General features: G+C 70.2%; 10 protein-coding genes. 6 read left to right on the forward strand and 4 right to left on the reverse strand.

Annotation, left to right across the window (positions count from 1 at the left end; genetic code table 11):
- Positions 1-11 precede the first annotated feature (11 nt).
- From ACYVJ3_RS07560 to ACYVJ3_RS07585, 6 genes are all read left to right on the forward strand, one after another.
- Complete coding sequence (locus tag ACYVJ3_RS07560) at positions 12-977, forward strand: patatin-like phospholipase family protein (RefSeq protein WP_460852137.1); 966 nt, start codon at positions 12-14, stop codon at positions 975-977.
- The gene (locus ACYVJ3_RS07565) at positions 974-2,449 is read left to right on the forward strand and encodes a flavin-containing monooxygenase (RefSeq protein ID WP_460852138.1); all 1,476 of its coding nucleotides are present in this window, start codon (positions 974-976) and stop codon (positions 2,447-2,449) included. The genes ACYVJ3_RS07560 and ACYVJ3_RS07565 overlap by 4 nt, the downstream gene beginning before the upstream one ends.
- Positions 2,446-3,285: an SDR family oxidoreductase gene (locus ACYVJ3_RS07570; RefSeq protein ID WP_460852139.1), complete on the forward strand. Its 840-nt coding sequence runs from the start codon at positions 2,446-2,448 to the stop codon at positions 3,283-3,285. The genes ACYVJ3_RS07565 and ACYVJ3_RS07570 overlap by 4 nt, the downstream gene beginning before the upstream one ends.
- Positions 3,285-4,766, forward strand: a complete 1,482-nt coding sequence (locus tag ACYVJ3_RS07575; RefSeq protein WP_460852141.1) for a flavin-containing monooxygenase — start codon at positions 3,285-3,287, stop codon at positions 4,764-4,766. Before ACYVJ3_RS07570 ends, ACYVJ3_RS07575 begins: the two co-directional genes overlap by 1 nt.
- 163 nt (positions 4,767-4,929) lie before the next feature.
- Positions 4,930-6,039 carry a Glu/Leu/Phe/Val dehydrogenase dimerization domain-containing protein gene (locus tag ACYVJ3_RS07580; protein WP_460852142.1) on the forward strand — a complete coding sequence of 370 codons (1,110 nt, stop codon included), beginning with the start codon at positions 4,930-4,932 and terminating at the stop codon, positions 6,037-6,039.
- Entirely contained in the window at positions 6,036-9,491 is a 3,456-nt protein-coding gene (locus ACYVJ3_RS07585) for an indolepyruvate ferredoxin oxidoreductase family protein (protein WP_460852144.1), read from the forward strand. Before ACYVJ3_RS07580 ends, ACYVJ3_RS07585 begins: the two co-directional genes overlap by 4 nt.
- Positions 9,492-9,495: 4 nt before the next feature.
- Here ACYVJ3_RS07585 and ACYVJ3_RS07590 read toward each other — a convergent pair whose 3' ends face one another.
- The 4 genes from ACYVJ3_RS07590 to ACYVJ3_RS07605 all read right to left on the reverse strand — a co-directional run bounded on the left by ACYVJ3_RS07590 (position 9,496) and on the right by ACYVJ3_RS07605 (position 12,867).
- On the reverse strand, positions 9,496-10,095 hold the full coding sequence (locus tag ACYVJ3_RS07590) for a flavin reductase family protein (protein ID WP_460852145.1): 600 nt from the start codon (positions 10,093-10,095) through the stop codon (positions 9,496-9,498).
- Positions 10,096-10,331: 236 nt separating this feature from the next.
- A complete protein-coding gene (locus tag ACYVJ3_RS07595; protein WP_460852146.1) occupies positions 10,332-11,585 on the reverse strand; it encodes an NADH:flavin oxidoreductase/NADH oxidase family protein in 1,254 nt (417 codons plus the stop codon).
- The gene (locus ACYVJ3_RS07600; RefSeq protein ID WP_460852147.1) at positions 11,582-12,544 is read right to left on the reverse strand and encodes an SDR family NAD(P)-dependent oxidoreductase; all 963 of its coding nucleotides are present in this window, start codon (positions 12,542-12,544) and stop codon (positions 11,582-11,584) included. The genes ACYVJ3_RS07595 and ACYVJ3_RS07600 overlap by 4 nt, the downstream gene beginning before the upstream one ends.
- Positions 12,460-12,867, reverse strand: coding sequence for a hypothetical protein (locus tag ACYVJ3_RS07605; RefSeq protein WP_460852148.1), 408 nt, complete (start codon positions 12,865-12,867; stop codon positions 12,460-12,462). Before ACYVJ3_RS07605 ends, ACYVJ3_RS07600 begins: the two co-directional genes overlap by 85 nt.
- Positions 12,868-12,896: the final 29 nt, after the last annotated feature.

A 12,896-nucleotide genomic window follows, 5' to 3' on the forward strand; every position in this document is an offset into this window, starting at 1 on the left:
CGAGGATCTTCATGACCAAGCGCGCGCTGGCCATCGGCTGCGGCGGCACCCTCGGATTCGCCTGGACCGCCGTCGCCCTCGACGAGGTGCAACGAGCCCTCGACTGGGACGTCCGCGAGGCGGCAGTGCTGGTCGGCACCTCGGCCGGCTCCGAGCTGGTCGCCGCGCTCGGCAGCGGCCGCACACCTGCGGACCTGCTCGCGGCGCTGGACGGGGAGGAGGGCGCCGACCCTGTTCTTGCCCGCCACGTCGCGGCCCACCCGGGCATGATCCCGCCGCTCCCGTTCCCGACCCTGCCCGGCACCGGCCTGGTGAAGGCCGGCCTCCGCAACCGCTCGACGTACACCGCGCTGGCGGGGCTGTTGCCCCGGGGGAGGGGCGACGCCACGTTCCTGAGGGAGTACGGCGCCGCCCTCGCCGATCCCACGACAGGGTGGGTCGCCCATCGCGCGACCTGGATCGTCGGGACGGACACCCGGAGCGGCGAGCGGGTGGCGTTCGGGTCGCCGGGCACTCCGCAGGCCGAGCTCGCGGACGCGATCGCCGCGTCCTGGGCGATCCCGGGCTGGTTCCCGCCCGTGCCGATCGGGAATCGCAGCTTCGTGGACGGTGGGTCGAGCTCCTCGGTCTCCGCCGACCTGCTGCTCGGCGAGGACGTCGACGAGGTGGTCGTGCTCGCCCCGATGACCACGCACGGGGGAGTGCCCGGCCGCGGTGCGAGCCGCGTCGAGCGGCTGCTGCGCCGCCAGATGACCGCCGGTCTCGACCGTGAGGTCACCGCACTGCGCCGCGCGGGCATCCGGGTGATCCGCGTCGAGCCCGGTGCGGCGGAGCTGGACGCCATGGGCGCCAACTTCATGGACCTCCGCCGCCGTCCGGCCACCTTGGCCGCTGCCCGCAAGGCGCTGCCCACCACCGTCGCGACCGCGGTCGCGGTCTCGACAGGCTCGACCACCGAGGAGAAGACCACCGCATGACCCACCACGAGGTCGTCATCATCGGCGCCGGCATCTCCGGCATCTGCGCCGCGATCAAGCTCCGCGAGGCCGGCGTCACCGACGTCGTCGTCCTGGAGAAGGGCGACAGCTTCGGCGGCACCTGGCGCGCCAACACCTACCCCGGCTGCGCGTGCGACGTGCCGTCGCGGCTCTACTCCTTCAGCTTCGCGCAGAGTGCCGACTGGTCGCGGGTCTACGCCGGGCAGGCAGAGATCAAGGAGTACGTCGAACGCGTCGCCCGCGAGCACGGCGTCGACGAGGTCACCCGGTTCGGCGTACGCATGGACGAGGCCGCCTGGGACGGCGCGCGCTGGCAGCTCACGACCAGCGACGGACCGATCAGCGCGCGTTTCCTGATCTCCGCCGCCGGGCCGTGGGACGCCCCCAACATCCCGGACATCCCGGGCCTGGCCGACTTCCCAGGCGCCGTCTTCCACTCCGCGCAGTGGGACCACGACTACGACCTCACCGGCAAGCGCGTGGCCGTCATCGGCACCGGCGCCTCCGCCGTGCAGTTCGTGCCCGAGATCCAGAAGCAGGTCGCGCACCTGAGCCTGTTCCAGCGCACCGCCCACTGGGTGCTGCCCAAGGCGGACCACGCCGTGCCGTCGCTCGAGAAGCTGGCGCTGCGCCACGTGCCGCTGCTCAGCCGCTCGATGAAGCGGGTCGAGTACGCCGCCATGGAGCTGCTCGGTCGCGGCTTCCGCCGCCCGAAGCCGGTCATGGCCGCGATGCAGAAGGTCGCTGAGGGCTACCTCCAGGCGGTCGTCCGCGACCCCGGGCTCCGGGCCAGGCTGACGCCCGGCTACGCCATGGGCTGCAAGCGGATCCTGTTCTCCAACAACTGGTTCCAGGCGCTGCAGGAGCCCAACGTCGACGTCCTCGCCACCGGCGTCCAGGAGGTCCGTGGCGACGTGGTCATCGGTGCCGACGGAAGCGAGGCGGAGGTCGACGCGATCATCCTCGGCACCGGCTTCCACATCCTCGACATGCCCGTCGCCGACCACGTCCGCGGCGCCACGGGGGAGACCCTCGCCGAGCGGTGGAAGGGATCGCCCGAGGCGTACCTCGGCACGGTCGTCCCCGGCTTCCCCAACGCGTTCATCCTGCTCGGGCCCAGCCTCGGCACCGGGCACACCAGCGCGTTCCAGATCGTCGAGGCGGTGACGGCGTACGTCGTCGAGGCGATCGGGCACGCCCGGGGCGCCGACGTCACCCTCGACGTACGCCCCGAGGTGCTGCGGGAGTACGTCGACGCCGTGCAGGCCGCCCTGGAGGGCACCGCCTACAACCAGGCCGAGTGCAACAGCTACTACCGCGACGCCAACGGCCGCAACAGCTTCGCGTGGCCGTGGTCGAGCAGCGCGCTCGCCCGGCAGTTCGCCACGTTCGACCCGACCGTGTTCGCGGTCTCCGCACGCACCACCGACGAGGAAGAGGTCTCGGCATGAGCCGCTACCCGAAGATCCAGCTCAACGGCGCGCTCGTCGCGATCACCGGCGGCGCGCGAGGCATCGGCCTGGCGACCGCGAAGGCGTGCGTGGCGAAGGGGGCGCGCGTCGCGATCGGCGACCTCGACGTCGAGCTGGCCACGACGGCGGCCGCGGAGCTCGGCCCGACAGTGACCGCGCACCCGCTGGACGTGAGCGACAAGGACTCGTTCGAGGCGTTCGTCGCCGCTGCCGAGGCGGCCCACGGCACCCACGTCGAGGTGCTCGTCAACAACGCCGGCATCATGCCCAACGGCGCCTTCCTCGACGGGTCCGAGCGCATCGACCGCCTCCAGTTCGACGTCAACGTGCACGGCCCGATCCACGGCATGCGGGCCGTGCTCCCGGCGATGACCGAGCGGGGCCACGGCCACGTCGTCAACGTCGCCTCGCTGGCCGGCAAGTTCCCGCTCCAGGGGCTCGCGGTCTACAACGCCACGAAGTTCGCCGCTGTCGGCCTGACCGCCGCCGTCCGTCTCGAGATGGCCGGCACCGGCGTCAGCGTCACCTGCGTGCTGCCCAGCGCGGTGCGCACCGAGCTCAGCTCGGGCATCGACCTGGGCGTGCTCCCGACGGTCGAGCCGGAGGACATCGCCGATGCGATCGTCGGCTCGGTCCGGTCGCGCGCGGCCGAGATCGCGGTGCCGTCGTACGTCGGCTTCGCGACCAAGACCGTCCCGCTGATCCCGGAGGGCGCCGTCCGGCTGATCCGTAGGCTCGCCCACGACGACGCGGCCATCAACCGCGTCGATCCGACCGTCCGCCAGCGCTACCTCGACCGGGTGGAGAACCAGTGATGCAGACCCAGCACGACGCGATCGTCATCGGGGCCGGCTTCGGCGGCATGGGCGCCGCGATCCAGCTCCAGCGCTCCGGGTACGACGACCTGCTCATCCTCGAGCGCGAGGACGACCTCGGCGGCACCTGGCACGTCAACCACTACCCGGGCCTCGCGGTCGACATCCCCAGCTCGACGTACTCCTTCTCCTTCGAGCCCAACCCGCACTGGAGCAGGCTGTTCGCGCCCGGCGCCGAGCTCAAGAGGTACGCCGAGCGGGTGGCCGACAAGTACGACCTCCGCCGGCACATGCGGTTCGGAGTGGCCGTCGAGAGCGCGGCATGGGACGAGGGCGCCCAGCACTGGACCGTGACGACCCGCGACGGCGAGACGGCCACCGCGCGGTTCCTGGTGACCGCGACCGGCTTCCTCTCCCAGCCCAAGCTGCCCGACATCGAGGGCATCGAGGAGTTCGCGGGCAAGGCGATCCACACCGCGGCCTGGGACGACGACTACGACCTCACCGGGAAGCGCGTCGCCGTCATCGGCACCGGCGCCACCGCGGTCCAGCTGATCCCCGCGATCGCCGACACCGTGGCCGAGATGACCGTCTACCAGCGCACGCCGATCTGGGTGAGCGCCAAGCTGGACGGCCCCGTCCCGCGCGCGGTGCGTGGTGTCTTCGAGAAGGTGCCGGTCACGCAGAAGGCCGCACGCCTGGTCGGTACGTCGATCCTCGAGGTGATGATGGTGGCCGGCGTCCTGCACTACGGCTCGATCCCGGCAGCGCACAAGATCGGCGAGCGCGCCTGTCGGGCGCACCTCAAGCGCCAGGTGAAGGACCCCGAGCTGCGTCGCAAGCTGACCCCGGACTACTCCTTCGGCTGCAAGCGTCCGACGTTCTCCAACACCTACTTCCCGACCTTCACCTCGGGGAAGGCGCGGCTCGAGACGGCATCGATCGCGCGGATCGAGCCGGACGCGATCGTGACGACCGAGGGCGACCGGACCGAGATCGACGTGCTGATCTGCGCCACGGGCTTCGACCTGTGGGAGACGAACTTCCCGGCCATCCGGGTGATCGGGCGGGGCGGGCGCGACCTCGGCCGGTGGTGGCGCGAGACCCGGTTCCAGGCCTACGAGGGCATCACGGTGCCGCGGTTCCCGAACTTCCTGTGCCTGAACAGCCCCTACTCCTACAGCGGCCTGTCGTACTTCACGACGATCGAGGCACAGATGAAGCACATGGCCCGGCTGCTGGCGCACCTGCAGGCGCAGGACGCCGCGACGTTCGAGGTCACCGAGGAAGCCAACGACACGTTCCTCGCGCGGATGCGCGAGCTGCTCGGTGACAGCGTCTTCGAGCTGGGCGACTGCTCGACGTCACGCAGCTACTACTTCAACCAGCACGGTGAGGCGACCCTGCTGCGCCCGACATCGACGATCAACGCGCACCGCGAGGCGGGGTCGTTCCCGCTCGAGGACTACTCCCTGGCGTGACCCGCGTGCCGGTTTGACCAGCACGGTCGACCGAGGTGCATGATGTGAGTCACACGGCCGCGCACCCTTGCGGACGTGGAACAACGGGGCCGCCCCACCACGGCGGCCCGCACATCTCCGGACGGACCATCCGCACCGCCCGGCGTACGCGAGGAGCCACCGCATGTCCGCAACCGTCAGCACCCTGAACCCCGAGCAGGTCCGCCCCGCAGGATCGGTCTTCGACCGCCGCGACGAGCTGGCCTCGGCCGCACACGAGCAGGTCGTCTTCTGCCACGACCGAGCCAGCGGCCTCCGGGCGATCATCGCCCTCCACGACACGACCCTCGGTCCGGCGCTCGGCGGCACGCGCATCTTCCCGTACGCCTCCGAGGCCGACGCCCTGACCGACGTGCTGCGCCTCTCGCAGGGCATGACCTCCAAGTCCGCGGCCGCCGGCATGGAGCTGGGCGGCGGCAAGGCCGTCATCATCGGCGACCCCGCGGTGATCAAGACCCGCGAGCTGCTGCTGGCCTACGGCCGGTTCATCGACGGCCTCGGTGGTCGCTACGTCACCGCGGGCGACGTCGGCTCGACCGCCGACGACCTCGACGTGGTCGCCGAGTCCACGCGCTGGGTGGTCGGCAAGAACAAGGGCGGCACGGGCGACAGCGGCTACTCCACGGCGTACGGCGTCTTCTGCGCGATGCGGGCCGCCGCCGAGCACAGGTACGGCGAGGCCGGGCTGGCCGGCCGCACCGTCGGTGTCGAGGGCGTCGGCAAGGTCGGCGCACGGCTGGTCGGCCTGCTCGCGGCGGCCGGCGTCGCGCGGATCGTGGTCTCCGACCCGAACGAGCTCGCGGTCGCGCAGCTGACCTCCACGCTGGCCGACGTGCGTGCCGTGCCGGCCGCGATCGACCAGGACGTCGACGTCTACGCACCCTGCGCGCTCGGTGCCTCGTTGACGCCCGACACCGTGGCGAACCTGCGCGCCGACATCGTCTGCGGTGCCGCCAACAACCAGCTGCTGACCCACGACGTCGACGGGTTGCTCCACCAGCGCGGCATCCTGTGGGTGCCCGACTACGTCGCCAACGCAGGGGGAGTGGTGCAGGTCGGCGGCGAGCTGTACGGCCACAGCCGTGACGAGGTGGAGGCGAAGATCGGGGCGATCGGCGCGACCACCCGCGAGATCCTGGCGATGGCCGAGGACCTCGGCACCACCACGGGAGCGGCCGCCGACGCCGTGGTCGAGGCCCGCCTCGCCGCCCGCCGCGCGGAGCTCGGCCGATGACCGCGGTCTTCGAGCCCGGCACCGTCTTCGACGCCTACGACCTGGCCGACCGCTATCGCGTCGGCGCCGGTCCGGTGCTGCTCACCGGCGTCCAGGCGATCGCGCGGATGCTCGTCGAGCAGCGAGCGCTGGACCGGCGCCACGGCCTGCGCACCGGCACCTTCATCTCCGGCTACCCGGGCAGCCCTCTCGGCGGCCTCGACCAGCTGCTGCTCAGCCTCCCCGAGGAGATGGCCGACGCGGACATCACGGTCGTTCCGGGCCTGAACGAGGAGCTCGCGGCGACCGCCGTGTGGGGCTCCCAGTCGGCGGTCACCCTCGACACCTCGCGCTACGACGGCGTCACCGGCGTCTGGTACGCCAAGGGGCCGGGCGTCGACCGGGCGCTCGACTCGCTGCGCCACGCCAACATGTACGGCGTCCACCCCCAGGGCGGCTTCCTCATGCTGGTGGGTGACGACCCCGCCGCGAAGTCGTCGACCGTCCCGGCGGTCAGCGAGCGCACGCTCGCCTCGCTGGGGATCCCCGTGCTGTTCCCGCGCAACGCCTCGGAGATCGTCGAGTACGGCATGGAGGGCATCGCGATGTCGCGTGCCTCGGGCTGCGTCGTCGCGCTGAAGATCGTCGCCGACGTCGCGGACGGCGCCTGGGTCGTCAACCCCGAGATCGGCGTGATCGACCCGGTGGTCCCGGCGGTGTCGTGGGAGGGGAAGCCCTTCACCTACGAGCCCACCAAGATCGAGCTCTACCCCGACCGGATCGTCGGCGCCGAGAACAAGCTCTACGGCCCGCGGATGGCGGTCGTGAAGGCGTACGCCGCCGCGAACAAGCTGAACCGGATCGACGTCCGCGCGCCGGGCGCGAAGGTCGGCATCGTCGCCTCGGGCAGCTGCTACGACTCGATGCGGCAGGCGCTCACCGACCTCGGCCTCATCCACGAGTCGCTCGAGACGGCCGGCATCCGGGTGCTGCGGCTCGGGATGATGTGGCCGGTCGAGCCGACGATCGTCGACGAGTTCGCCGACGGCCTCGAGGAGATCGTGGTCGTCGAGGACAAGACCGCCTTCATCGAGCAGGGGATCCGCGAGCTGCTCTACGGCCGTGTCCACGCACCCGCCATCATCGGCAAGAGCGACGCCTCCGGCGTACCTCTCGTGCCGTACGACGGCGAGCTCACCGCCGGTCGCCTGGCAGCTCCGCTCCGCCGGGCGCTCGCGGGCCGGGTCGAGATGGCCCCACCGCCGCCGACGCGCATCGACCTGCCGCTGCTGTCGACGTCGCGCACGCCGTACTTCTGCTCGGGGTGCCCGCACAACCGCTCGACGGCTCTCCCCGAGGGATCGATCGGGGGTGGCGGCATCGGCTGCCACACCCTCGTCACGGTCTCGCAGCGCGAGGACAGCGCGGTCACCGGCATCACCCAGATGGGCGGCGAAGGAGCGCAGTGGATCGGGCAGGCGCCGTACGCGCGTGCCGAGCACACCTTCCAGAACGTCGGCGACGGCACCTTCTTCCACTCCGCCCAGCTCGCCGTGCAGGCATGCGTCGCCGCGGGCGTCGACATCACCTACAAGCTGCTGCACAACGACGTCGTGGCGATGACCGGTGCGCAGAAGCGCCAGGGGGCGGTGCAGATGGCGCAGCTGACCCACAAGCTGGTCAACGAGGGTGTGGCCAAGGTGATCGTCTGTGCCGACGAGCCGGGTCGCTACCGCAAGCGCGATTTCCCCCGCGGCGTCGACCTGTGGCACCGCGACCGCCTCGACGAGGCCCAGCGCGTGCTGCGGGAGATCCCGGGCGTCACCGTGCTGGTCTACGACCAGCACTGCGCGGCCGACGCGCGCCGCCAGCGCAAGCGCGGCACGCTCCCGACGCGCACGAAGCGGGTCGTGATCAACGAGGCCGTCTGCGAGGGCTGCGGTGACTGCGGTGTGAAGAGCAACTGCCTCTCGGTGCAGCCCGTCGAGACCGAGCTCGGCCGCAAGACCCGGATCGACCAGACCGGGTGCAACACCGACTACACCTGCGTCGACGGCGAGTGCCCGTCGTTCGTCATGGTCGACACCGATCCGTCGGCGAAGGTCGCGAGGAAGAAGTCACCCGAGCCGCCTGCCGTGGCGTCGCCCGACCGCGCCCCGCTGACGCGGACGTACGGCGTCTTCATGGCCGGCATCGGCGGTACCGGCATCGTCACCGTCAACCAGGTGCTCGCGACCGCCGCCCTGCGCGCCGGCTTCGGGGTGGAGTCGCTCGACCAGGTCGGGATGAGCCAGAAGGCCGGTCCGGTGACCGCGCACCTGCGATTCGGGCCCGGCCAGGTCGAGCCGTCCAACCGGGTCACGCCGGGCGCCGCCGACACGCTGCTCGGCTTCGACCTGCTCACGCTGGCCGAGGGCAAGAACCTCGCCTACGGCTCGGCGTCGGCGACCAGGGGAGTGGTCTCGACGAGCCACACTCCGACCGGTCCGATGGTCTACGACAAGTCGGTCGCCTATCCCGGTGACTCCGAGCTGCTCTCGCGCCTGGAGTCGGTGACGTCCGAGGTGGTCGCGTTCGACGCGATCGGTGCCGCCGAGGCGCTGTTCGGCAGCAACGCCGCCGCGAACTTCCTGCTGGTCGGCGCCGCCTACCAGGCCGGCGCGCTGCCGATCCCGGAGGAGGCGATCGAGGAGGCCATCGGCATCAACGGTGTCGCCGTCGCGGCGAACGTCGCGGCCTTCCGCTGGGGCCGGGTCGCCGTCGCCGCGCCGGACACGTTCGCGGCCGCGGTCGCGCGACCGACGGCGAAGGCTCCGGTCGAGGTCCCAGCGCTCGCGTCGTCACCGCTGTCCGGAGAGGTACGCCGGATCGTGGGGGAGCGGGCGCCTCGCCTCGTCGACTTCCAGAACATGGGTGTCGCGACGGCGTACGTCGAGACCATCGAGCAGCTCTGGCAGGCCGAGCGTCGCGTCACCGATCGGACGACGTTCACCGAGACGGCTGCACGCCAGCTGTTCAAGCTGACGGCGTACAAGGACGAGTACGAGGTCGCACGGCTGCTGACCGATCCCTCCGCACTGGACGCCGTCCGCGAGCAGGTGCCGAACGGGACGCGGATGGTCCTCAAGCTCCGCCCACCGATGTTCGGGCGGATCCTGGGGGAGCGGAAGATCTCGATCGGCCCGCGGCTCGTGTGGGTGATCCGGCTCCTGGCGACGCTCAAGTTCCTGCGCGGCACGGCGTTCGACCCGTTCGGCCGGATGCACGTACGCCGCCTCGAGCGCGCGCTCGTCGCTCACTACCGCCAGCTGCTGGAGTCGCTCTGCGACGGGCTGGACGGGTCGACGTACGACCGCGCCTGCCGGATCGCCGGTCTGTCGGACGTCGTCCGCGGCTACGAGTCGGTCAAGCTCCGCAATGTCGAGGCATACCGCGAGCTGCTGACCGCCGAGGGCCTCAGCGCCGACTTCTGAGGACTCAGGCTGTCGTCGGCCGCTCGAGGCGGAACACCTCGGGCGGCCGGCCCCACTCGTCACGGCCGAGCCGGGAGAGGGGCTGGAGCAGGCTCATCTCCGGGTAGCCGTCGACCAGGCAGTCGGCACGCAGGCTGAACGCGACCACCTCGCCGATGACCAGCACCGAGTCACCCAGCGGAACGGTCCGGTGCAGCCGGCACTCGATCGCCGCCGGCGACGCGGCGACGTGCGGAGGGGAGACGGAGTCGCTCGGCGACATCGTTATGTCAAGCTGTGCCGATTCGTCGACCTCGTGACCGTACGGCGCGCTCGAGGCGTTCACCTGCTCCAGCAACGGCTCACTGGCGAGGTTGACCACGAACTCCTCGGTGGCCTCGACGTTGGCCAGCGTGTCCTTGGCGCCGACGGACGTGAACGCGACCATCGGCGGATCCGTCGACACCACGGTGAAGAACGAGTGCGGCGCCAGGTTGCCGACGCCGTCAGCGTCGACGGTGCTCACCCAGGCGATCGGCCGCGGGACGACCAGGGCGCCCAGGAGCTCGTACGGATGCGTCTGTGGATCACCGACCCTGCGGATGATGCGTTCCGAGTCGCTCATGCAGCCACCGTAGCGAGAACCTCGAGACGTTCCTCGCGGACAAGCTGCTCAGGATCGTCTGAGCGAACCAGCGGCGCTGCGTCGACTCCAGAAGCCGCGGTTTGGTGACAAACCGCAGTGAAACCGGCGCAGGAACTGCGGTTTGTCACCAAACCGCACCACTTCCGGCCCTCGGTTCCGGACTGGTCACGAGACGTGTTGATGTGGGACGAGTAGCTGCCGCCGATGCGGACTATTCAACCGCGTTTGGCGCGGAAGGCCTTCGGGCCGTTGCGCACGCCCATTGCGAGGGCGGTGCGCGCCCAGGACCGGTTCGGGTCGGGGTCGCGGCCGGAGCCGATACGGTGCAGCTGATCGGTGTGCCACGACAGGTCGAGGGCGCCGTCGACCTGCTTGAGGTTGACGACCTTGCTGAGCAGTGGACGCAGCCCAGCCTTGACGTTCGCACTCGGCAGGGTGTCCTCGATGCCATTGAGCACCTGAACTGGTGCCTCCGGGATCACGCAGGTGGGGCGGCCCAGGCCGACGATGTCGCACTCGCCGGAGGCAACCGCGGCCTGCATGGCGCCGGTCGTCCGGAAGCCACCCGTGACGGCGATCGGGACATCTCCGGCGATCTCACGCACCGTGGCGGCGTACTCCAGGAAGTAGGCTTCTCGCGCGACCGTGGACGCCCTTCTCATCACACCCATCATCGCCGGCGCCTCGTAGGAACCACCGCTGATCTCGATGAGGTCGATGCCCTCTGCTACGAGCTGGGCCACGACCTCTCGGGACTCGTGCTCGGTGAACCCACCGCGCTGGAAGTCGGCGGAGTTCAGCTTGATGCCGACAGCGAAGTCGGGCGTGGTCGCGACACGGACAGCCCTGAGCACTTCGATCACGAAGCGGCGGCGGCGCTCGGGATCCCCGCCCCAACGATCGCTGCGCTGGTTGCTCAGCGGAGACAGGAACTGCGTGATCAGGTACCCGTGGGCACCGTGCAGCTGCACGCCGTCGAATCCGGCGGACTCGGCGACGGCCGCCGCGGTGGCGTAACGCTCGATGATGTCGCGGATCTCGCTGTCCTCGAGCGCACGTGGCTTCATCGCGCCGGGGACCCGGGAGGCGATCGCACTGGGCGCCACGGGTCGGCTCTTCCCGACGAGCGCGTTCGCCTGGCGACCCGGGTGATTGATCTGCATCCACAGCGGAGTCTCAACGTCGCGGAAGCTGCCTGTCCAGTGCTTGAGAGCATCGAGGTGCCGGTCGTCCTCGATGACGACGTTGCCCGGCTCGCCGCGGTGGCGTCGGTCGATCATCACGTTGCCGGTGACGACGAGGCCGTAGCCGCCGGCGGCCCAGCGCGCGTAGAGGCGGCCGAGCTCCGGGGTGGGGGAGCCGTCGACGTCGCCGAGTGCCTCGCTGAGCGCGGACTTCATCAGCCTGTTGGGGAGCCTCTGACCGTTGCGCAGGGTCAGCGGATCGCCGAGCCCGGTCGTCGGAGTCACGCGCCGATCCTCTTCGAGGGCGACTTCGTCACGACCGTGGCCGGTGCCTTGAGCGACCGGGTCATAAGCTTCGAGGCCATCGCAAATGGTCGCTGATAGGCAGATCCCATGACCCGGACTACCAGGTCCACCGCGTGGGCATCGGCGCCGATCAGGACCTTGGCCCGGCGGCTTTTCACACCGCGCAAGATCTTCTCGGCGGCCTCTTCGGGCGAGGTACGAGTGAGGCGCGTGTCGAACAGCCGCTCGATGCCGGAGGTGTCGACGCCGTTGCTCCCAGTGGCGTTGTTGACGATGTTGGTCTTGATGCCGCCGGGATGGACGCAGGTGACGCCGACCGGATGACCAGCAATGAGCATCTCTTGCCGCAGGGACTCGCTGAAGCCGCGTACAGCGAACTTGGCGGCGTTGTAGGAACTCTGCGTCGGAACTCCGAAGAGGCCGAAGATGCTGGAGATGTTGACGACGTGTCCGTCACCGGAGGCGATGAGGTGCGGCAGGAACGCCTTGGTGCCGTTGACGACACCCCAGAAGTCGACATCCATCACCTTCTCGATGTCCTCGAACGGGCTGTCCTCGACAGTGCCGAAGATCGTGATGCCGGCATTGTTGATGACCAGGTTCACGCCACCGAAGTGCTCGACGACAGCGTCGGCGTACGCCAGGACGGCAACCCGATCGCGTACGTCCAGCACCTGGCTGTGCGGCGGTGCGCCGACGCGGGCGCAGAGCAGAGACGTCTCTTCGAGTCCTGCGGCGTCCCAGTCGCTGATGGAGATGCGCGCACCTGCTGCGGTCAGCGCGAGCGCGAGCGCGCGGCCGATGCCAGAACCGGCTCCGGTCACGACTGCGACCTTGTCGTGAAAGTCCTTCATCATGCGTTCCTTCGTTTGCTGTCGTCGGGGGCAGGTTCGATCGACGAGACGAATCCGGGTTCGACAACGCCGGCTTCGAGCCAACAATGGAGCTGGTCGCGAAGCCGCGACCCACTCAACATCGTGCCGCGATAAGGAATCTCCAAGCGCACCGCCGGTGAAGCCGAACCCTCGACGCGGACAGTGGCGGGCGCGACCTGGTCGACGTACGACGCCTCGGAGAGCGGCACCTCGTCATCACCCTGGCGGAGACGCATCCGCCGGCGCATGGAATCAAGCCCTGCAGCAGCGATTCCGACAGCATCCACCGGATCAGCGCTCAACGCCGTCAGGCTGGCGAAGGACTCGATGTACTCCGAGCGCCACGTCCTCGACGCCGAGACCTGTTCAGCCAGGTGAGGGTCCACAGACCGCACAGCGTCAGCGACGATACCGA

Source organism: Nocardioides montaniterrae (assembly GCF_054782655.1).

Excerpts from the sequence above, each read along its gene's own strand:
- ACYVJ3_RS07585 (WP_460852144.1), top strand. The coding sequence starts at position 6,036 with ATGACCGCGGTCTTCGAGCCCGGCACCGTCTTCGACGCCTACGACCTG.
- ACYVJ3_RS07575 (WP_460852141.1), top strand. The coding sequence starts at position 3,285 with ATGCAGACCCAGCACGACGCGATCGTCATCGGGGCCGGCTTCGGCGGC.
- ACYVJ3_RS07590 (WP_460852145.1), bottom strand. The coding sequence starts at position 10,095 with ATGAGCGACTCGGAACGCATCATCCGCAGGGTCGGTGATCCACAGACG.
- ACYVJ3_RS07560 (WP_460852137.1), top strand. The coding sequence starts at position 12 with ATGACCAAGCGCGCGCTGGCCATCGGCTGCGGCGGCACCCTCGGATTC.
- ACYVJ3_RS07580 (WP_460852142.1), top strand. The coding sequence starts at position 4,930 with ATGTCCGCAACCGTCAGCACCCTGAACCCCGAGCAGGTCCGCCCCGCA.
- ACYVJ3_RS07570 (WP_460852139.1), top strand. The coding sequence starts at position 2,446 with ATGAGCCGCTACCCGAAGATCCAGCTCAACGGCGCGCTCGTCGCGATC.
- ACYVJ3_RS07565 (WP_460852138.1), top strand. The coding sequence starts at position 974 with ATGACCCACCACGAGGTCGTCATCATCGGCGCCGGCATCTCCGGCATC.